The sequence below is a fragment of the Novosphingobium sp. Chol11 genome (assembly GCF_945870625.1).
In the GTDB taxonomy this organism is placed as follows: domain Bacteria; phylum Pseudomonadota; class Alphaproteobacteria; order Sphingomonadales; family Sphingomonadaceae; genus Novosphingobium.
Genome location: NZ_CAMBTS010000018.1, coordinates 1 through 19,944, shown reverse-complemented (window position 1 = coordinate 19,944; position 19,944 = coordinate 1). Strand labels below are relative to the sequence as shown.

General features: G+C 58.1%; 16 protein-coding genes and 1 pseudogene. 9 read left to right on the top strand and 8 right to left on the bottom strand.

Going from position 1 to position 19,944, the window contains the following annotated elements:
* Window positions 1-50: 50 nt before the first annotated feature.
* Together Q0O40_RS05145 and Q0O40_RS05140 are read left to right on the top strand one after the other, a co-directional pair.
* Window positions 51-857, top strand: coding sequence for a hypothetical protein (locus tag Q0O40_RS05145; protein ID WP_295527070.1), 807 nt, complete (start codon window positions 51-53; stop codon window positions 855-857).
* 17 nt (window positions 858-874) lie between these two features.
* The gene (locus Q0O40_RS05140; protein WP_367183715.1) at window positions 875-2,203 is read left to right on the top strand and encodes an MFS transporter; all 1,329 of its coding nucleotides are present in this window, start codon (window positions 875-877) and stop codon (window positions 2,201-2,203) included.
* Between the two features lie 13 nt (window positions 2,204-2,216).
* On the opposite strand, the gene nadA is transcribed toward Q0O40_RS05140, so the two are convergent.
* The 5 genes and pseudogenes from nadA to Q0O40_RS05115 all read right to left on the bottom strand — a co-directional run bounded on the left by nadA (window position 2,217) and on the right by Q0O40_RS05115 (window position 5,838).
* A complete protein-coding gene (gene nadA, locus Q0O40_RS05135) occupies window positions 2,217-3,221 on the bottom strand; it encodes a quinolinate synthase NadA (protein ID WP_295527069.1) in 1,005 nt (334 codons plus the stop codon).
* Between the two features lie 89 nt (window positions 3,222-3,310).
* Window positions 3,311-3,958 carry a DUF4230 domain-containing protein gene (locus Q0O40_RS05130; RefSeq protein ID WP_295527066.1) on the bottom strand — a complete coding sequence of 216 codons (648 nt, stop codon included), beginning with the start codon at window positions 3,956-3,958 and terminating at the stop codon, window positions 3,311-3,313.
* The gene (locus Q0O40_RS05125; RefSeq protein ID WP_295527063.1) at window positions 3,940-4,839 is read right to left on the bottom strand and encodes an MBL fold metallo-hydrolase; all 900 of its coding nucleotides are present in this window, start codon (window positions 4,837-4,839) and stop codon (window positions 3,940-3,942) included. Before Q0O40_RS05125 ends, Q0O40_RS05130 begins: the two co-directional genes overlap by 19 nt.
* A gap of 123 nt (window positions 4,840-4,962) precedes the next feature.
* Window positions 4,963-5,460 (bottom strand): annotated as a pseudogene (locus Q0O40_RS05120) (DUF1465 family protein).
* Window positions 5,461-5,640: 180 nt separating this feature from the next.
* Entirely contained in the window at window positions 5,641-5,838 is a 198-nt protein-coding gene (locus Q0O40_RS05115; protein WP_295527060.1) for a DUF465 domain-containing protein, read from the bottom strand.
* Window positions 5,839-6,081: 243 nt separating this feature from the next.
* Here Q0O40_RS05115 and Q0O40_RS05110 point away from each other — a divergent pair, with 243 nt between their 5' ends.
* The 7 genes from Q0O40_RS05110 to ftsH all read left to right on the top strand — a co-directional run bounded on the left by Q0O40_RS05110 (window position 6,082) and on the right by ftsH (window position 15,208).
* Entirely contained in the window at window positions 6,082-6,240 is a 159-nt protein-coding gene (locus Q0O40_RS05110) for a DUF465 domain-containing protein (protein ID WP_295527057.1), read from the top strand.
* Window positions 6,241-6,438: 198 nt separating this feature from the next.
* Window positions 6,439-8,712 carry a phosphoenolpyruvate--protein phosphotransferase gene (gene ptsP, locus Q0O40_RS05105; RefSeq protein WP_295527054.1) on the top strand — a complete coding sequence of 758 codons (2,274 nt, stop codon included), beginning with the start codon at window positions 6,439-6,441 and terminating at the stop codon, window positions 8,710-8,712.
* Window positions 8,713-8,848: 136 nt separating this feature from the next.
* Window positions 8,849-9,889 carry a helix-turn-helix domain-containing protein gene (locus Q0O40_RS05100; RefSeq protein WP_295527052.1) on the top strand — a complete coding sequence of 347 codons (1,041 nt, stop codon included), beginning with the start codon at window positions 8,849-8,851 and terminating at the stop codon, window positions 9,887-9,889.
* Between the two features lie 205 nt (window positions 9,890-10,094).
* The gene (locus tag Q0O40_RS05095; RefSeq protein WP_295527050.1) at window positions 10,095-10,985 is read left to right on the top strand and encodes a tetratricopeptide repeat protein; all 891 of its coding nucleotides are present in this window, start codon (window positions 10,095-10,097) and stop codon (window positions 10,983-10,985) included.
* Window positions 10,981-11,931, top strand: a complete 951-nt coding sequence (gene tilS / locus Q0O40_RS05090; protein ID WP_295527111.1) for a tRNA lysidine(34) synthetase TilS — start codon at window positions 10,981-10,983, stop codon at window positions 11,929-11,931. The genes Q0O40_RS05095 and tilS overlap by 5 nt, the downstream gene beginning before the upstream one ends.
* 54 nt (window positions 11,932-11,985) lie before the next feature.
* Window positions 11,986-13,062 (top strand): SH3 domain-containing protein, encoded by a 1,077-nt coding sequence (locus Q0O40_RS05085; protein ID WP_295527046.1) that lies wholly within the window; start codon window positions 11,986-11,988, stop codon window positions 13,060-13,062.
* 205 nt (window positions 13,063-13,267) lie between these two features.
* Complete coding sequence (gene ftsH / locus Q0O40_RS05080; protein WP_295527043.1) at window positions 13,268-15,208, top strand: ATP-dependent zinc metalloprotease FtsH; 1,941 nt, start codon at window positions 13,268-13,270, stop codon at window positions 15,206-15,208.
* 456 nt (window positions 15,209-15,664) lie between these two features.
* Here ftsH and istB read toward each other — a convergent pair whose 3' ends face one another.
* The 3 genes from istB to Q0O40_RS05065 all read right to left on the bottom strand — a co-directional run bounded on the left by istB (window position 15,665) and on the right by Q0O40_RS05065 (window position 19,606).
* Window positions 15,665-16,537, bottom strand: coding sequence for an IS21-like element helper ATPase IstB (gene istB, locus Q0O40_RS05075; RefSeq protein ID WP_295527041.1), 873 nt, complete (start codon window positions 16,535-16,537; stop codon window positions 15,665-15,667).
* Window positions 16,534-18,033 (bottom strand): IS21 family transposase, encoded by a 1,500-nt coding sequence (istA, locus tag Q0O40_RS05070; RefSeq protein ID WP_295527039.1) that lies wholly within the window; start codon window positions 18,031-18,033, stop codon window positions 16,534-16,536. Before istA ends, istB begins: the two co-directional genes overlap by 4 nt.
* A gap of 253 nt (window positions 18,034-18,286) precedes the next feature.
* Complete coding sequence (locus Q0O40_RS05065; RefSeq protein WP_295527037.1) at window positions 18,287-19,606, bottom strand: hypothetical protein; 1,320 nt, start codon at window positions 19,604-19,606, stop codon at window positions 18,287-18,289.
* Window positions 19,607-19,944 lie beyond the last annotated feature (338 nt).

Sequence of the window (19,944 nt, the reverse complement as noted above, 5' to 3'; positions counted from 1 at the left end):
AACGCCGTTGGCCCTGCTAAAGCCACTCTCCATGCAAAGGATCTAAAGCCGTGACAAAACTCGACAGCAGCGCCGCCTGGGCCAGCGCCGCAGGGATGGTCGCGGCTAACCGCGATGTTTTGCTGGCAATCGCGGGCGTTTTTTTTCTGCTTCCAAGCCTTGCTGCTGCGGTGTTTGTACCAGCACCGGTCTTCGTCACCGGGATGAGTGAGCGACAAATGCTGGAGGCGCTGCAGAGGTACTATGCCAGTTCGCTTCCGGTGCTGGTTGTGCTTTCAATTGTATCGATGGCAGGCATGTTGACGATGCTCGTCGCCATGCTCGATACGGCCCGGCCTACGATCGGGCAAGCGATCGGGCGAGGCCTTCGGGCCATCCCATCGTACATTGGAGCGCAATTGATGATTGCGCTTGCCGTGTTGCCATTCGCCATGATTCTCGTTGCCGTGCTCGCCCAAGGTATCGCCGAACGCTTCGCTGCAGCAATCGTATTTGCAGCCGGGCTCTATCCGATTATGCGCACGATGCTGGTGGGGCCTGTGATGGCGCATATGCGGGAGCACAGTCCAATTTCAGCCATTCGCGCGAGCTTTCGGCTTACGCGCGGTAATGCAGGGCGGTTACTCACATTTATCGGGCTGGCGACGTTTGTATTCCTGGTGGTCTATGGCTTGATCATGATGCTTGTCGGCTTTGTGCTGGTCTTGGCTACGGCTGGTGAGCCCCAACGCCTCATCGGCGAAGCAATCGCCGGGGTGCTGCAAGCCATCGGTTACACTTACTTTGTGGCTATTCTCGCGGCGGTGTATGGCCAGTTATCTGCACAGGATCGCGAAATGCGCTCGACGTTTGATTGAATGAGAGGCGGCGCGTGGTGATTAAGCCCCAGATCGTCGAACTGCCACCGGGGCGGCTGGCGCTGCTGTTTGCGGTCATGCTGGTGACGGCCGCGGGCAATACGGCGATGCAGTCGGTCATGCCCTCAATTGGCACACATCTTGGCATAGCCGATGTGTGGGTCAGCCTTGCCTATAGCTGGTCAGCTCTACTTTGGATGCTACTTGCACCATTCTGGGCGCGGCGGTCGGACCGGCGGGGGCGCAAGGCAATGATGGCGCTGGGATTGACCGGATTCGCCATTTCGTTTGGGCTTTGCGGGCTTGCGCTATATGCAGGGTTGCGCGGCATGATCAGCGGGCTTTCGGCCATATTGCTGTTTGCGGCGGCGCGCTCGCTGTATGGCGGTTTCGGCTCAGCCGCGCCTCCGGCTGTGCAGGCTTATGTTGCCAGCCGCACCAGCCGCGCCGAGCGGACCAAAGCCTTATCAATGGTGGCGTCTAGCTTTGGGTTAGGTACCGTGCTTGGCCCGGCGCTTGCGCCGCTGTTGATTTTGCCGGGCGTTGGGCTGATCGGCCCTTTTGCAGCATTTACCTTCGCCTCGCTGGTTGTGCTGGCGCTGCTGCGCCTACGCTTGCCTAATGATGATCCGCGCTATGCCGGGCGAGGGGAGATCATGTCCGAGCCATTCAGCCCCGCGTCTAACCCGCGCATGGTCGAAGAATATCCCGACGGATCACCTGATGAATTGGCTGAAGCCGAGCCGCTACACGATGGCGCAGACCGACTGCGCTGGACCGATCCGCGCATGCGTGCATGGCTAGCCGTTGGCGCGCTGGGCGGGCAAGCGCAGTCGATCTTGCTTGGTGTCGTCGGTTTTTTGCTGCTCGACCGCTTGGGACTGCGGCATCAGCCAGATTTGGCGGCAGGGCCAATCGGGTTGGTGCTGATGTGCGGCGCTATCGCCACTTTGCTGGCACAATGGGGGCTGATCCCAATGATGGGGCTTGGTCCGCGCACGTCTACGATCTGGGGCATGGGCTTGTGCTGCGCCGGCACTCTGGCAATCGGTTGGGGCACCGATCTGCATACTATTGCGACCGGCTTTGCGATTGCCTCGCTCGGTTTTGGCTTGTTCCGTCCAGGTTTCACTTCCGGCGCGAGCCTTGCCGTTAGCCCAGCCGAGCAAGGCCAGTCGGCAGGGATTGTCGCGGCAGTCAACGGCTCGGCCTACATCGTCTCGCCAGCCATCGGGGTGTGGCTCTATAACAACTCAAGTTGGTTAGTCTGGGCAACCGTAGAAGCAATATGCCTGGGTGTCTGGCTGATCTGCCTGATGGCGATCCGTCGGGATGTGCAGGATTAGAGCATCTGATTGGTCAGATCATTGCTTTGAACGGCCTAGCTCCCAAATCGCCGAGCCCAACGGTCCCGCTGGCCATTGCCAGCATCGCATCGAGGCTTTTTTTGGCCGCAAGTCGCAATGGTTCTGCGATTTCGATCCGGGGCTCGAGATCGCGTAATGATACATAGAGCTTCTCCATGGTATTCAGCGCCATATACGGACAGATGTTGCAATTGCAGTTGCCATCCGCACCCGGCGCTCCGATGAAGGTTTTATCCGGGATCGCCAAACTCATCTGGTGAATGATATGCGGTTCTGTCGCGACGATCATCGTCTGACCTTGGAAATTTTTCGCGTACGACAAAATTCCACTGGTCGAGCCGACATAATTGGCATGATCAATGATATGCGGCGGGCATTCTGGGTGTGCGGCAACGGGCGCTCCCGGATTTTGTGCCATCAGCTTGAGCAGTTCGGTCTCGGAAAACGCCTCGTGGACAATGCACACGCCCGGCCAAAGCAGCATTTCTCGCCCAAACTTGCGGTTGAGATATCCGCCGAGATGGCGGTCCGGCCCGAAGATGATTTTCTGCTCTGGCGGTATTTGGGCCAGAATTGTCTCAGCGCTTGATGAGGTGACGATGACGTCAGACAGCGCCTTAACCTCGGTTGAGCAATTGATATAGGTGAGCGCAATATGGTCGGGATGCGCTTCTCGAAAAGCTTTAAATTTTTCAGGAGGGCATGAGTCTTCGAGGCTGCATCCCGCGTTCATATCGGGGAGCACGACGATCTTCTCGGGGCTGAGTATCTTGGCCGTGTCCGCCATAAATTTCACACCACAAAAGGCGATCACTTCGGCATCGGCTGCCGCAGCTTTCCGGGAAAGCTCAAGGCTGTCACCAACAAAATCTGCCAGATCCTGCAACTCCGGACGCTGGTAATAATGCGCAAGGATCACCGCGTTGCGCTCTTTGCGCAGGCGGTCGATCTCAGTGCGCAAGTCCAGGCCGGAGAGGGTCTTTGTCAATGCGTTCATGCTCGGTCCTCGTGTCGGGACCGAGATACGGCTCCGGTTCCGAGCTTATGACTTAGGGATTTGGTAAGTGCGTCGCAAGCGCCCGCGGGTCATTGCCCGGTAGGGGCACCATCGAACGATACGTCTACTTTCACGTTGCCGAAGCCAGCCACTTTAAGCGGTATCTCGAGATTCTGCCGGATCGCGTTTGTTGCAGCGTCGCGGGCAAGGTCCATCAGCACAGGATTGCCCGCTTGTTCCACCGCCAACCGTTCAGCGAGACGAGTGTTATCGCGCGTCAGTTTGTCCTGCGCGTCGCGGGTAATCCAAACCCCCTCCCGCAAATACTGCGCCCGCGCCTCATCCAGATTCGGCCGACTGGTTCTAACCGGAGGTAGCCTAACCGACAATGTGCTTGAAGCCGCATCCCAACGAACGCTGTCCGCTCTCATCAATGAAAGCTCGACAGTATAATCGACCCGCGCCGGAATCACCGCAACCTGATGCGATTTGACAAGGCCGAACAGACGCGTGTCGTCGCTTGCGACAACAGGTGCGAGTTGCGCGCTGAACACCAAGAGGCGGTTCTGTTTTTCGAAGGCCGTTAGGCTTACCGCTCGCGGATCACCGATCGAGGTAGGGTGCGTCAACTGCCAGCCTAGGAATGCGGTCAAGGCCAGCGAGCCGATAAACAGCAGCCAAGGCAGGACCGCAAGCTTGCGAACCGCTTGCGGTGAGATCAGGTTTGCATCGCCCATATCGGCTCCGCGAGACTGTCGGTTAAGGCCCGAGATTGAACCACGCGTCCCTGGCGCTCAAGATCAACCAGATGCGCCAGCACCGAACGCCCGGCCGCGCCGTTCAGCCGGGGGTCAAGTCCTTTATACATTGCGGCAACCATCGCCGGGATGGCATGCGGAGCATCGCCTAATAGGCGGAGAATCTGCGCCTCGCGCTGTCGACGATGGCCGATCATTCCGCGGACAAGTTGATGCGGGTTGGTTACTGCCGGACCGTGCGCTGGATAATACACCTTGTCCTGCGGGCGCTCATAGAGCTTCTGCAGCGACGCCATATAAGCGGCCATGTCGCCATCGGGGGGGGAGACCACGCTGGTCGACCAGCCCATAACATGATCACCGGTGAACAATGCGCCGCTTTCAACCAACGCGTAGCACAGGTGATTGCTGGTGTGTCCTGGTGTGTGCACCGCCTCAATGGTCCAGCCGTCGCCGGACAGTTGCTCGCCATCGGCAAGCACGCGGATCGGCTCGTATAGCGGATCGAACTCGCTGTCGGCGCGCGGCCCATTATCAGCAAGTGCAAGCGGAGCGCAGCCGATAATCGGCGCACCAGTAGCTGCTTGGAGCGGCCGGGCGGCGGGGCTATGATCCCGGTGGGTGTGGGTGCACATGATCGCAACCACGCGCTGGCTGCCAATTGCCGCAAGGATCGCGTCTATATGGCCCGATCCGTTCGTATCGGCATGGCCCGGGGCACCTGTATCGGCAGGGCCGGGATCAATCACCGCGACATCCGCTCCATAGCCGACCAGATACGTTTGGGTTCCGGTGAACGTAAAAGGTGATGCATTGGGCGCGAGCACCCGGCGCACCAGCGGCTCAAGTTCGACGCTCATGCCGGTTTTCCATTCCGATTGTTCCGGAATGTTAGCGCTTGACGATGTTCCAGTATCTACCATTGCGCTAGTATGCGGAATCCTGCGCTTGCGCGCAACGGGGCTATGCGACGAAGCGGGAAATCAATGTGCGCCCGCCGCTTCTAGTGCAAGCCTCTCGCGCAGCAGTTGGATCGCGCTGACATTTGGCGATGGCGAGCCGCGCCAATTATGCTCGAGGCGCTGAATCCGCTCGTAGAGCCGTTCGCTTTCGTGGACGCAGATTTGCGCCTCGAGCGGCAGGTCGGCAACGATCAATGGATCACTTATTGGGAAGTTGGCGATCAATCAGCCGTGGCGGCGCAACTGCAACTCGCTCAGTTCGCCCGCAAAAAAAGCGCGATGATTGAGCAACCAGGCCAGACAGTGCATTACCCGGGTGGTGGCACGCAAAGCTTCGCAACTGAGTTGGACTCTTGCAAGATCCTCTTTGAGCTCCGCCTGATGATCGTCGTTTGCGCCGCGCGGTCCTGTCGCGCTAGTAGCGAGCCGAAGTTGCTCAAAGCATGCGCGCACCTGGTTCGCCAACTTGAGCGCGTCGACATACAGCGCTTCGATAATGCGCGGGTTAAGACTGGGCATGATGGCCATCGCGCAGGCTTAAGCCGTCCTTGGCTCTTGGCTCAACAGGCGTGGGCGATTAGCCTGCATAGTATTCTGCACTGTGCCGGAACGGCACGCATTTCCCGGATCGCTGCGCGCCTTCAAAGGCCGTGAGGGCGCTTTCAGGTACCGAACAAAGCAATCGCAACGCAATGTTTATCAAGCTATAATGTCGGGGATGAGATAGTCCTCAAGAATGGCGATTTGGTCCTTGAGCAGCAGTTTGCGCTTTTTGAGCCGTGCCACCTGTAACTGATCGTGGGCACCTGTACCCGACAGAGCCTCGATCGCCGCATCAAGATCACGATGTTCCAGCTGCAACGTTTTCAGTCGCTTGCGCATCTCGTCTTCTGTCAACCCCGACACTCCCAAGGGCAAGTGAACCTTATCTGGGCACCATACCCTAAAACATGGTTGGCCGCGAGGATAGGTTCAAACCCGCATCGGCGGCGCTCTGGCGCAGATGCACTTGCAACGTTCGCTGAATGTGACAGCATGACGATGCGCAAGCCCAAGACAACCGGGTGGCACGCACTTTCCTCCTGCGGACATCCTGCCGCCGGAGCGTAACAGGGGAAAATCCCTGAAGGAGGCAAACGAATGGATGTTTCGCACGCCAACTCGCTGCAAACCAAGCACGCGGGACTTGAACAGAAGATCGCCGAAGAGCTTTCTAGGCCGATCCCGGACGCCGCCCTGCTCATGGATCTTAAAAAGCGAAAACTCCGAATCAAGGAAGAGTTGGCCCGGAGCCACTGATCCGCTGGTGTTCAATGCCGCGCACGATCGCGACTCGCAGCAGCGCTCCGTTCGATGGTCGGATGGGCGGGAGATCACAAAGCAGGGGTGGTACAAAGGAAGCCGCCCCTGCGTTGCATTCTGGCAGATTACGAATTTTCAAGACGGTTCGGTTCGGTAAAGTTTGCAAAGCAAACGCTGTGCGCTAGTCCCTTTGGTATGATTACCGCTGTTGCCGCTGCCCGCGCGATCCTGACCTCACTCCATGAGGTGATGGCTTCTCGCGCCGGAGCACAAGCCAAGCTCAATCAGATTGTTGATGTGATCGGGGCCAAGCTTGATAGTGAAGTCTGCTCGATTTACCTTCTCCGTGAAGGCATGCTGGAATTGTTTGCCACCCGCGGCCTTAATCAAACTGCGGTCCATGTTACCCGCATGGCGGTGGGAGAGGGCCTGGTCGGGACCATAGCCGCCAATGTTGAGACGCTTAATCTGGCTGAGGCCGCAGCACATCCCGATTTCGCTTTTTTCCCTGAAACCGGCGAGGAGCGGTTTCATTCTTTTGCGGGCGTTCCGATCGTTCGGCGGGCCCGATCTGTCGGCGTGCTATGTGTTCAACATGCGGAACCTCGGCGCTATGATGAAGTGGAGATCGAGGCGCTGCAAACGGTCGCGATGGTGCTTTCTGAACTTATTGCTAACGCTGAACTGATCGACGCAGAAGACGCCCTTGGCGGCGGCCCCCAAATGACCGGCCATGCCCGCATTACAGGGCTGACACTGGTAAAGGGGCTCGCTAGCGGAGTAGCCGTCTTTCACCAACCGCGTATCACTATTGAACACGTCGTTGCAGAAGATACCGAAGCGGAACGCCAGCGTGTTTATCTCGCCTTTGACAAGATGCGCGAGCAGATCGACCGTATGGCCAGTCAAGCTGAGTTCGGTTCGGGGGGTGAGCACGAGGAAGTGCTGCAGACCTATCGAATGTTTGCTTATGACGAAGGCTGGAGTAGGCGGATCAACGAAGCAATTGATTCTGGCCTGACTGCGGAAGCAGCGATTGAGCGCGTGCAGCAGCGCACTCGGATGCGCATGAGGCAGATTGACGATCCGCTTCTGGCGGATCGGATGCACGATCTTGAGGATCTATCAAACCGGCTGCTGCGGATTGTTTCGGGCCAACTGGGCACCGCAGCGACGTCGGGTTTGAAGGGTGATGCCATTCTGATCGCGCGCAATCTTGGTCCAGCGGAGCTGCTCGAGTACGATCGGCGTCGGCTCAAAGGTGTAATCCTTGAAGAAGGCTCGCTCACCGCTCACGTCGTAATTGTAGCGCGAGCTATGGGAGTGCCTGTGATTGGCCGTATGCGCGCGTTGCGCGGGCGGGTGCGCGAAGGCGACCAGTTGCTGATCGATGGCGATCAAGGTGTGGTGGATGTGCGCCCCGCTCCCAGCTTGATCGAAGCATTCGAAGCGCGTTTTGCCAAAAACCGCGAGCGTCAAGCGCACTACACCGCAATGCGCGATGTTGAGCCGATCTCTCGTGACGGTCAGCGAATTGCGGTCCTCATGAATGCTGGCCTGCGTGACGACCTGCCGATGCTTAGTCTTGCCGGTGCTGATGGAATCGGTCTCTTTCGTACCGAATTCCAGTTCCTTGTTTCGGCCACTCTGCCAGCGCGTGAGCGACAGACACGGCTATATCGCGACGTGCTCGAAGCAGCAGGTGATCGGCCCGTGGTGTTCCGCACGGTGGATATCGGCGGCGATAAGGTCCTTCCTTATCTGAGGCACAATGAGGGTGAGGCGGAAGAAAACCCCGCGATGGGGTGGCGTGCCCTGCGGGTTGCGCTTGAGCGCGACGGGTTGCTCAAGGTTCAAGCGCGCGCTCTGATTGAAGCGGCGGGAGGACGCACTCTAAACGTGATGTTCCCGATGGTTACGGAGCCTTGGGAGTTTGACGCCGCAAAAGCTGTATTTGAAAGGCAATTGACCTTCCTAAGACTGCGAAAAAGGCTTCTTCCCGAAGCAATCCGCTACGGCGCGATGCTGGAAGTACCAGCGCTAGCCGAGTGTCTCGATATTTTGGCACCGCGGCTTTCGTTTCTTTCGATTGGTACCAACGATCTCACCCAGTTCCTATTCGCAGCGGATAGGTCTAATCCGAAACTTGCTGAACGTTATGACTGGCTTTCGCCTGCCATCCTCCGATTTCTGCGGCGCGCGGTTGAAGCTGTTCGCCCGTTTGGTACCGACATAACCGTTTGCGGAGAAATGGGCGGGCGCAGACTCGAGGCGCTTGCGCTATTGGGGCTCGGCATAACCAGGCTTTCGATAACACCGGCGGCAATCGGGCCAATCAAGGAGCTTGTAAGAAAAGTTGATCTTGTCGCGATTCGGGCTGCCATGGCTGGCTGGCTGGCTGACCCGCCACACGATATGCGTGCTACTTTGGCAGTTTGGGCCGCAGAACATGACATCGAATCCGATTGATTAAGTAGTTTTCGTCTGCTTGATCGGTTATCGCGTGTGAGGCTCGCATTGACCCGAAAGTCGTTGACTTTCGCGTGTTTGCAACGCTCCCCTCGTCTGGGGTTCTCGCGCTTTCCAAGGGTTGCAACAATAAGACATGAGCGACGAACCAAAGGCCGCTGGCCCTGCCGACGGGCATGAAATCGCAGCAAGCGATCTTGCGGCCACACCAGTCGCAAGGGATGACGCGGCATTATCATACGCCGCCAATGCACCCGTGCCTATCCGGCTGCGGGCGGCGCGCGAGGCATTGGGGCTGTCGCTTCGCGAAATAGCGGCCCGAACGCGCATTACGTTTCGGTATGTCGAAGCGATTGAGGCCGGAGACTATGCCAGCCTTCCGGGGCGACCGTATGCGTTGGGCTTCGCGCGCGGCTATGCGCGGGTTGTCGGCCTTGACGAAAGCGAGATTGCCGATGCCGTGCGTCGCGAACTCGAAACGGCAACACCGCGCGCTGAACCGCGGGTATTCCAGCAATTTGAGGTTGGTGATCCTGCCAAGACACCTTCCCGGCTTGTGACTTGGCTGGCGCTGGCGCTGGTTTTTGGCATTGCGGCGATGGGGCTGGTCTTCTGGCAGGGCTATTATTGGCCATCAGCCGAGCTGCCCGCCTTGGTAAGTCTCGAAGATCAGCGGCCAGTAGCGCCTCTTGCAGCAGCACAACCCACTCCGTCGGCACCCTCTGGGACGGCGCCCTTTGAACCCGTGGTTTTTACTGCGCTTGAATCAGGAGTATGGGTCAAGTTTTATGACAGCACGGGCACGCAGCTCCTGCAAAAGCAGCTTGCGCAAGGGGAGAGTTATACTTTGCCGGAGTTGGCGCGAGGCCCGAAGCTCTGGACCGGCAGGCCCGACGCGCTAGCGATCACGATTGGCGGACAACCTGTTCCCCGATTGGCTACCGAACAGAAGATCATGAAAGATGTTCCGATCGATGCTGCATCGTTGCGGACGCGCTTGGGATCATTGGATTTGAGACCAACGGCTGCCTCGACTTCCACACCCACAGCGCCGTATCCTCGTGCCGCGCGGACATCCCGTCCTCGGCCTCGGGCAGCCTTACCCTCTGAGTCATCCTCATTTGAGGAAGCGCGCACACCGGTAATTTCAGAATCGTCATCCACCGCTTCGAATTAGTGCCATCTCGACTTGTCATGTCGCCTGCGGCAATCATTCGCGTTGATAAACGATCAATCTGGCGGCGATGCGTTCGGCCAAAACAGGTGATCGCGCACCGGACAAGCAATGGACCAGATACGGTAAAGGAGCGATGATGATTCATAAGGTTAGCCTTGGCTCGACTCGGCTGGTGCTTCAACTTGCCCTAACATCGGCGTGCCCAATGTTGCTGACCTGTATGCCCAACTCCGCGCAGGCCCAAACCGCTGAAAGCCCGGAAGCAAGGATGCGCCGGCTGGAGACAGAGTTGCGAGCAGTGCAGCGCCAGGTTTTTCCCGATGGTGCTGGCAAAAGTTTTGGTCCTGAAATCGCCCCGTCAAACGCTACGACTGCCGCGGCGCAGCGACCTGCCGACACGGCAGTCAGTGACCTCCTGGCTCGAATGGAAACCGTTGAGGCGCAGTTGCAGCGTATGACAGCCGCGAACGAGGAGTTGCAGAATCAACTGACCAAGCTGGGCGGGCGTATCACGGCGCTTGAATCGAGTTTGCGATCTGCTTCTACCGTGGGGCCGAGTGCAAGTACATCATCAGCCCCGGTAAAACTTGTGCCCACAGGACCGGTTCCGGCGATGACTCTAACAAAGCCGGCCGCATCCACCCAATTGCAGCCCTCGCCTGATCGAGTGGCTGCTGTTCGTGCGATAGAAAAGCCCGCTAGTGATGATAAAGGTGAGGATGAATACGGTTACGGTTACCGTCTATGGGAAGCCAAGTTTTTTCCAGAGGCGCAGCAGCAATTGATCCGTCTCATACAGCAGTTTCCAAAGCACAAGCGGATCAGTTATGCCCGCAATTTGCTCGGGCGCGCTTACCTTGATGACGGCAAGCCGGGAACGGCCGCGCCTTACTTCGTTCAAAATTATCAAGCCAATCCCAAAGGCGAACGCGCCGCCGACAGCCTCCTTTACCTCGGAGTGGCGATGACAAGGCTGAAAGAGACCAAGCGCGCTTGTGTGGCTCTTGGAGAGTTTAAGCAGGTTTATCCCCTTGACGCGATTGGCAGACTAAAAACCCAATTTGAAGCCGCCAGCAAAGCGGTGACCTGCAATTGATAGCGCCCGCTTCGCTGCTGATTGGTCGGCAATATGGCCTAACGAAAGGTCGGTAGGTCTCGCGGTCTCAGGTGGCCCGGATAGCCTCGCCTTGTTGCTGCTGGCGCAGGCTGCTTTGCCAGGGCGCTTCGCCGTGGCGACTGTTGATCACGGTCTGCGCGCTCAAAGTGCAATCGACGCCGCCATCGTGGGGACAATCTGTTCGCGCATCGGCATTCCACATAGTTTAATAGAGCTTGGGTTGAGTGCGGGTTCTGCGGTTCAGGAGCGCGCGCGCGACGCCCGCTATGCGGCGCTTGGTGATTGGCTAAGTGCCAAAAGACTAGGAGCGCTGGTCACTGCGCATCATGCAGACGACCAAGCCGAGACATTGCTGATGCGATTGATGCGCGGCGCCGGGGTACGGGGCCTTGCTTCGATGCGCCCGGTTTCAACAGTGCCAAATCGCCCCGATTTCCCGCTCCTGCGCCCTTTGCTTAAGTGGCGGCGTTTCGAGTTAGGCGAGATTGTCACCGCAGCGGGGATAGCGCCTGCCCTCGACCCGTCTAACGGAGACCCCCGATTTGAAAGGGCGCGGATGCGGGCCGCGATGGCTGAGTTGGATTGGCTTGATGTTTCCGCGATAGTGAGGAGCACTTCACACCTTGCTGACGCAGATGTTGCGCTTGATTGGGCCGCTAATCGGGCTTTTGCCGAAGTATTTAGCGATCGCGATGCTCTGCTATGGGAGCCCGGCACCATTCCCCGCGCACTCGGCATGCGCGTGATGCAACGGATTTTGGTCAGCTATGGCCAAGCTGAGCCGCGCGGCGCTGATCTAGCGCGCTGGTTTGATGTGCTGTCTCTTGGCAAGATCGCGACTCTCGCCGGCGTGCGTGGAGATGGCACCGATCGGGTCTGGATTTTCAGCAAAGCTCGGCCGCCAAATTTGCGGCCTCGCCGCTAACAGCTTGATCACCCATGGCATTGCGCGGCTGTCCGTCGTCAAACTGACATGCAAATGACGAGTTCATTATTGACCTGTTCGGGTTGCCTATTGCCCAAGAAAGTAGATTATGGGTATCCATGGACGTGGGACCGTTTTTTGATTGGAGTCACGGTGAAAAGATCGCCACTTGCAAGCTTGATTGTTTTGATTGTTGCCGCCCAAGCGATGCTCGCTGCGCCGGTCAGCGCCGAGCCCAAGCAAGCAAAACCCTCCAATGCCGAAAGATTGCAGCGTAAGGCGGTAACCGATGTGCCTCATTGCGCCCGAAAGTTGGGTACGATTTCGATCATGGATGGCGATGATCCATATGGATGGACCCAATTCAACCTCGCTCCCCCCCAAAAGTTGTTGAAGGTGATCGTGCAGCGTTCGGGGTGCTTCAGTCTTGTTGACCGCGGAAGCGGTCTGAGCGCCGCGCAACGCGAGCGTGACATTGGCGGCTCATTGGGTTTGCAGCGCCGCTCGAATGTGGGTCAAAATCAAATCAAGGCTGCCGACTATGTCCTCGTCGCCGAGGTTCAGGCTTCCAATGGCAATGCTCAGGGTAGCGGTGCCGGAGGTGCCATCGGCGGGATAGTCGGCGGACCGATCGGAGGCTTGCTTGGTGGGATTCGAAGTCGCAAGCTCGAGGCGAACACCGTTCTTTCAGTAACTAACGTGCGCACAACCGAGACGATTGCTACCGTAGAGGGGTATGCCGCGAAAAACGACGTTAGCTTTGGTGCCGGTGGCGGCTTCTTTGGAGGTGTTGGTGTCGGTGCTGTCGGTGGCGGCTATGACAATACTGATATTGGGCGTATCGTGACACTTGCCTTCATTGATGCCTACAGCAAATTGGTTGCCGACCTTGGCGGTATTGAGGAAGGAAGCGCTGGGACGGCAGAAGCGGCGCCAACGAAAAGCTATGTTGCGTTGGGCCCGGTCACTATGCGCAAAACGCCAGCGGCTGCAGGCCGGGTTGTTCGCGCATTGACTCCGGGCTCGACGGTATATCCGACCGGCAACAAAGAGGGCATTTGGTGGGAAGTGGCTGATGAAAACGACAACGTCGGCTGGGTGCTGAACACAAGGCTTGAACCTGCGAGGTAGGACAGTGTTGGTCAGCCTTGGCGCTTAGCTGACCGCACCGTTCGGCATGGCACGTGGGGCAAACCCCGTTTCCGTTGAATTAAGCCTCAAAGGGCTGGTGTCGCCGTGATTTTCACACGTTCGGTTATATTGCGATTTAGTTTCTGCGCCCTACATTGGCATCAGACCGAGGCGAAACCTCAGCTTAACGACCGAAAGCCCTGCCATGAACGACGACCAGCAGCCGAGCAATCCCTGGATTAAAACCCTGCTCATTTGGGGCGGCATCTTCTTGGCTTTGCTTCTCGTTGTTTCCTTATTCAATGCGCGCCCTGATGCCTCAGGCACACTGATCCCTTATTCCGATTTTCGCTCCAGCGTCGCCGCCGGAAAGGTTCGCGAGGTGCAGGTTGGGCAAGATCGCATTACCGGCATGCTGAAGAGCGATCAGGCGTTTGCAACGATTCCGGTTCCCGGAGACACCGAGTTGGCCAAGCTGCTTCAGGACAATGGGGTTAGATACGCGGGCAAGGCGAAAGAAGAGGGCAATCTGCTGCTTTACGTCCTCGCCAATTCTCTCCCCTTCTTGCTCATCCTCGGCGTGGCGTTCTTCGCAATGCGGCAAATGCAAAGGGGCGGCGGATCAGGAGCGATGGGCTTTGGCAAATCCAAGGCTAAGTTGCTCACCGAACGATCAGGCAGGGTGACCTTCAACGACGTTGCGGGCATCGATGAAGCGCGCGAGGAGCTCGAGGAGATCGTAGAATTTCTTCGGGACCCTACCCGCTTTTCAAAACTCGGCGGGCAGATCCCTAAAGGTGCGCTGTTAGTGGGTTCCCCTGGCACCGGCAAAACCCTTCTCGCACGTGCGATCGCTGGCGAGGCTGGCGTGCCGTTCTTCACCATCTCGGGCTCGGATTTTGTCGAGATGTTCGTCGGTGTGGGTGCGAGCCGGGTGCGCGACATGTTTGAGCAAGCAAAAAAGAACGCTCCATGCATCGTGTTCATCGATGAGATCGACGCTGTCGGTCGTCATCGTGGCAACGGGCTTGGTAATTCGAACGATGAGCGCGAGCAGACTTTGAACCAGCTGCTCGTCGAGATGGACGGATTTGAAGCTAATGAAGGCATCATTATCATCGCTGCAACCAATCGCCCCGATGTGCTCGATCCGGCTTTGCTCCGCCCGGGCCGCTTTGATCGCCAAGTGGTCGTACCGATCCCTGACATTGAAGGGCGTGAAAAGATCCTAGCCGTCCACATGAAGAAGGTTCCGCTTGCTCCTGATGTGAAGCCGCGAGTCATCGCGCGCGGCACGCCGGGCTTTTCAGGTGCGGACCTAGCCAATTTGGTCAACGAAGCGGCGCTGCTGGCTGCCAAGCGAAACAAACGTCTTGTGGCTATGCAGGAGTTCGAAGACGCCAAAGACAAGGTCATGATGGGAGCGGAACGCCGTTCGATGGTGATGACCGAGGATGAGAAAAAAATGACCGCCTATCACGAGGCTGGTCACGCAATTGTCTCTGTCAATGAACCCGCCTCTGATCCCATCCACAAGGCCACGATCATACCGCGCGGTCGGGCGCTGGGCATGGTCATGAGGCTGCCCGAACGTGACAGCTATTCGTATCACCGTGACAAGATGCATGCGAATCTCTCTGTCAGCATGGGCGGTCGAGTCGCTGAAGAGCTTATTTTTGGCTACGATAAAGTATCATCCGGCGCTTCTTCGGATATCCAATACGCTACCAGTCTGGCGCGGAACATGGTGACCAAGTGGGGCATGTCCGACAAGCTTGGACCCTTGCAGTATGAAGATTCGCAGGAAGGCTATCTTGGCATGGGCGGTTCGCACCGCACCATGATGTCTGACGAGACCAACAAGTTGATCGACAGCGAAATTCGCGGGCTAGTAGACGGCGCTCATACGCGTGCAACAGACATTCTTAAAACCAATCAGGACAAACTCCATCTGCTGGCAGAGGCGTTGCTTGAATATGAGACTTTGACCGGTGAAGACATTCGCTCTTTGATGGAGCATGGCAAGCTTGACCGGCCAGACGCGCCGATTGGCCCCACGCGACCTGCGGTGACTCTGGGCTCGGCAGTTCCTCGGGCCGGACGACGCTTGACCGGCCCATCTGGCTCTCAACCGCTCGGTGCTTGAAATCGGCGCTCGATTGGTAATGACGCTGAGGCTTTGGTGATCCGGAATCATGGCGGATCCAGAAACGTGGCTCCTGCTTCCCCTGCGGCCAAACTCGTCGGACCGCAAAGGATCTCTATCTAACAATTAGCCACATCAGTAACTCCACGTCCCATCCGCGCTCGCTTGGGTTCTGAAAGAGCACTGCAATTTACAGGCCTTGAGGCTATCGGCGGGCTCACATTTCCCGTTTGCGAGGGTTAGGCGCGGCGCGGTTGGGACAGGTGTCACTATCATTGGACGATGTAATTGCCAGCTTATGGTCTCGCAACAGACTCACTGCGAAAGCTGTCAACGCCGGTCAGATTCCAGGCCAGCGTGGCGGTGTAAAAGCAGGCCACTCATGGCGCGGCGGGGTTGTTTACAAAAAGGCCCCCGATCGGGGGCCTTTTTGTAAAGCGTCTTCGGCGATGGGGGTCAGGCTTGGGTAATTTCGCCCGTATCGGGGTCGACGGCGGTGGCCTGGTTTTGGACCGCTCCGGCTTGGGTGGCGGCGGCGCGGCGGCGGCCGGTGGATTCCTTGAGACGATAGCTGTCGCCGTTCATGGCGAGGATGCTGACGTGGTGGGTGAGCCGGTCCAGCAGCGCGCCAGTCAGTCGTTCGGAGCCCAGCACCGAGGTCCAGTCCTCGAACGGCAGGTTCGATGTGACGATCGTCGAGCCGCGTTCGTAGCGCTGGGAGAAGGTCTCGAACAGCAGCTCGGCGCCGGTCGGTGACAACGGGACGTAGCCGAGTTCGTCGATGATCAGCAGCTTGACCGATGCCAGGTCGCGCTGGAGCTTAAGCAGCCGCCGTTCGTCGCGGGCTTCCAGCAACTGGCTGACCAGCGCGGCGGCGGTGGTGAACGCGACGGTAAACCCCTTCTGGCAGGCAGCCAGGCCGAGAGCGAGGGCGACGTGGGTCTTGCCGGTGCCGCTGTTGCCCAGCGCAATGATGTTCTCGCGGCGCAGGATATATTCGCAGCGGGCCAGCTCAAGGACGAGCATCTTGTTGAGCCCGGGGATGGCGGCTAAGTCGAAGGTGTCGAAGCTCTTCGTGGCCGGGAACCGCGCGGCGCGGATGCGTCGCTCCACCGTCCGGCGTTCGCGGTCGATCAGTTCGAGCTCGATCAGCCGCAGCAGATAACGCGGATGATCGACGCCATCGCGGGCGCATTCGCGCGCGACCTTGTCGTATTCGCGCAACACCGTCGGCAGCTTCAGTTGCTTGAGGTGATGGGCCAGCAGTACCTGCGGGGTGCCGCTTGTCGTGCCCGCAGGCAGCGTGTCGGGTGCCGTCTTGCCGGTCATGCCGCTATCCCCGGCACCAGCGCCGCATAATCCGCAGCGCGCGTCGTCTGCACCGTAAGCCTTGGCAGATGCGGATACGCCGCCAGGTCGAGCCGCACCGGCCGCCGCTCAGTGCGCGCCAGCGCGATCAGCTTGACCGCGTCAAAGCCGATGGCGCCCAGATGGATGGCCTCGGTGACGGCATAGGTGACAACCTCCTTTGGCATCGCCTCGAGCAGCCGCAGCACCTGGATGAACTCGCGCTTGCCCTTGTTCCCCATCCGCGCCTCGAGCAGATGGCGCAGATGCTGGAACACCTCCGGCAGGTCCCAGTTCTGCAGGGCGGCCGCCTGGTCGAGCGCATTCGGCTTCATCTCGATCAGCGCCAGGTAATGCAGCGGGTCGGCGATGAAGGCGCCCTCGGCATAGGAGCGCAGATGCCGGGCCACGATCTTGCCGGCGCACAAGATCACGACTTCATCGACGAAGCCTTTTACCATGACCTCCTGGAAGCCATAGCGCGTCGGGACCGAGTAATCGTTGCAGCGATAGCGCACGAGCGCCGTCGACGATACGCGGCCGCTGCGCTTCTCGCAGGGCTCCAGCGGCACTGCCGGCAGTGTGCGCAGCGCCGCTGTGTCAGCCACCAGTCGTTCGCCGATCGTCTCGGCATGACGGCCGGCGTGCTCGGTCTGGCGGGCGCGGCAGCGCATCGCCAGCATCGCATTTAGATCATCGAAGCTTGCCGCCTCCGGAATCGGCACCATGAAGTTCAACCGCGAGTACTTCACCAGGCCCTCGACCTTGCCCTTGTCGTTACCCTTGCCAGGACGACCAAAGCGGTCGGCGAACAGATAATGGCTGACCAACTCGGTGAACGCCCGCGTCCGCTCGCGTTTGCCGTCGCCGCATATCTTGGCGACCGCGATCGTGGTGTTGTCGTAGAGCAGCGACAGCGGCACGCCGCCGAAGAACGCGAACGCCGACACATGGCCGTCGAGGAACGCCTCGGTTGTCTCGCGCGGATACGCCTTTACAAAGCACGCGTCCGATTGCGGCAGGTCCATGCAGAAGAAGTGGATCTTCTGCCGGACGCCCCCGATCACCGCGACCGCCTCGCCAAAATCCACTTGGCCATGCCCGGGTGGGTGCGCCAGCGGCACGAATGTCTCGCGGCCGCGCGCCCGGCAGATGCGGACATAGTCCTTCACCACCGTGTAGCCGCCGCTGAAGTCATGCTCGTCGCGCAGCCGCTCGAATATCCGCTTCGCCGTGTGCCGCTGCTTCACCGGCCCAGTCCGGTCTGCCTCCAGGATCGTAACGATCACCGGTAGCAGCGTGCCCAGCTTGGGCTTCGCCACCGGCGCCGTCCGCGTGTAGCCCGGCGGCAACGAGAACCGGCACATCTTCAGCACCGTCTCCCGGCTCAACCCGAAAACCCGCGCCGCCTCACGCCGGCTGTGGCCCTCGACAAAAACGAAACGCCGTACCGCGGCATAGTTGTCCACGCCAAACATCCCCGGCCGCCCCCAAAAGGACCAGCCTAACCAATGGCCGGGTTTTACACCGCCCTCATCGGCACTCTGCCGACGATCCAATGGCCTGGTTTGTCACCGCCGTGCACACTCAGAAGACACCGACCCATTTATGACAACATCGCTTTGGATGAATGAAACCCGCCTTGAGTTTCTATCCTCGGAAACTCCAAAAAATGAGCCAAGAGATTTCAAGTAATTTCGCAGTTCTTCCAAATTAAACATGTCGGCACTGTCACAGATTCGATTCCATGAAATTGATTTGATCCTGCTTCAATACCAGCATCCGCCTCAATTCGTGGATCTGGGAATTTGCCTGCAGCAGCTTTTCATCCTGCGAGGCATTCTGGTCATTTAAATCGGCCGATTGCTGAGCCAATTCATTTTCGAGACGCTTCACATCTATTTCACGACCGCGCAGAGCCTGGAGGGTGTTCTCAAGCCGGCTGGTTACCGCCGTTCTTGATTGCTCGACCTGCGCCTTGGCCGTTCTCACGGAATCGAGGTTCGCGTTCAAACGGGAAAGCTTACGGTCAAGCGTACCGGCAGTGATCTCCAATTGCTTGTTGGCCTCTTTCTGGCTGATCAATTCAGCGAGAATTTTTTCATTCTCGGCTCTTACGCTTGCATTCACCTGCTCAAACATCTGCACCCGCGAATTGAGTGAATCAATCGTATTGCGGTACTCGTGCAGCTCGCGGTCTTTGAGCTTGGAGTCGTGCTGATTTTTTTCAAATCGCTGCGTCAAGTCGCTTCGCAATTGCGCAACTTCCTGCTCTCTCTTTAGCAACTTTTGCGTAAACTCTTCATTATCGCGCGATAGCTTCTCGTTTAAATCACGCGCCAACGAAAGAGCTTCCGTGTTGCTGCTGATAACGTCTTCGAAATTCTCACAGCGCTTTGCCAGCAACACCGCAGTCTGAGTTGCCTCCAACAGGCTGGACGACAATTCGAGAATGCGATTGGCGTCAGATTCGACCTGAAACAGGAGCGACTTGTTGTTCAGTTCGAGATTCTCAATCTCACTCTGCATCGAAGAGATTGTAATTAAATTCTCAGATAGACTGTCTTCAGCTTCTTTTTTTGAAATATTGAGCAGTTGCTCTCTTTGAATCAAGATATCGAATTCAGCTTGCAGGCCATCAATCTCTTGAGTTAGCGCCTTAACCTGACCTAGACTCTGTCCTAGGTCGGTGCTTATTTCTAAATTCTTCGTAAATTCTTCGTCATATTTTACTTTTATGAACTGATAGTCATAATTCAAACCTGAATAGTCGACGGCCAACTTCCGGTGCCGCTCGAACGCTCCGGCCACTTCTTTCTCGATGGAAGCCACGATGCCGGTCAGCGACTGCAAGAATGAGAGCCCGGAATTCACATCCACCAGGCTTTTTTCGATAAGCTTCTGAGATTCGCCCAAAAAATGAAATTCTGTGCGGTCTTCCGAAGCGGGCTGAAGATCATCCCCCAGCATGAAGCCACCCCGTTTGTGGGAATCGCCGCTGACCGCCTGGCCAAGTGCGTTAAACCCAAACAATGTCGCAATGCGGCCCATTATCGCCCGTCGCCCTCTCAAACGCAGATATATAAATTACTATAGCACAGGGTGGTTAATTGCGAGGTCGCCCAAAACGTTAACGGCGGGCATGGCACGCTGGTGCTCGGTGCGAACACGCTCACACCGATCGTTCTTCCACCGACGGGAATCAGCCACGAGGAGCTGCCTGCCCTGCGCGGCAGCTGCGACTGTCCGTCGTCAGAACATTTGGCACAACTCGCGGCGTAAATTAGCGGAGTGCGGGCCTCGTCTGGGGTTGGGTTTTAGGCGGCGAGCTTGCGGTGTTGCAAGCGCCGATGCTCGATGGTTTGTCGCTTGATCCTTTCACGTTGTTT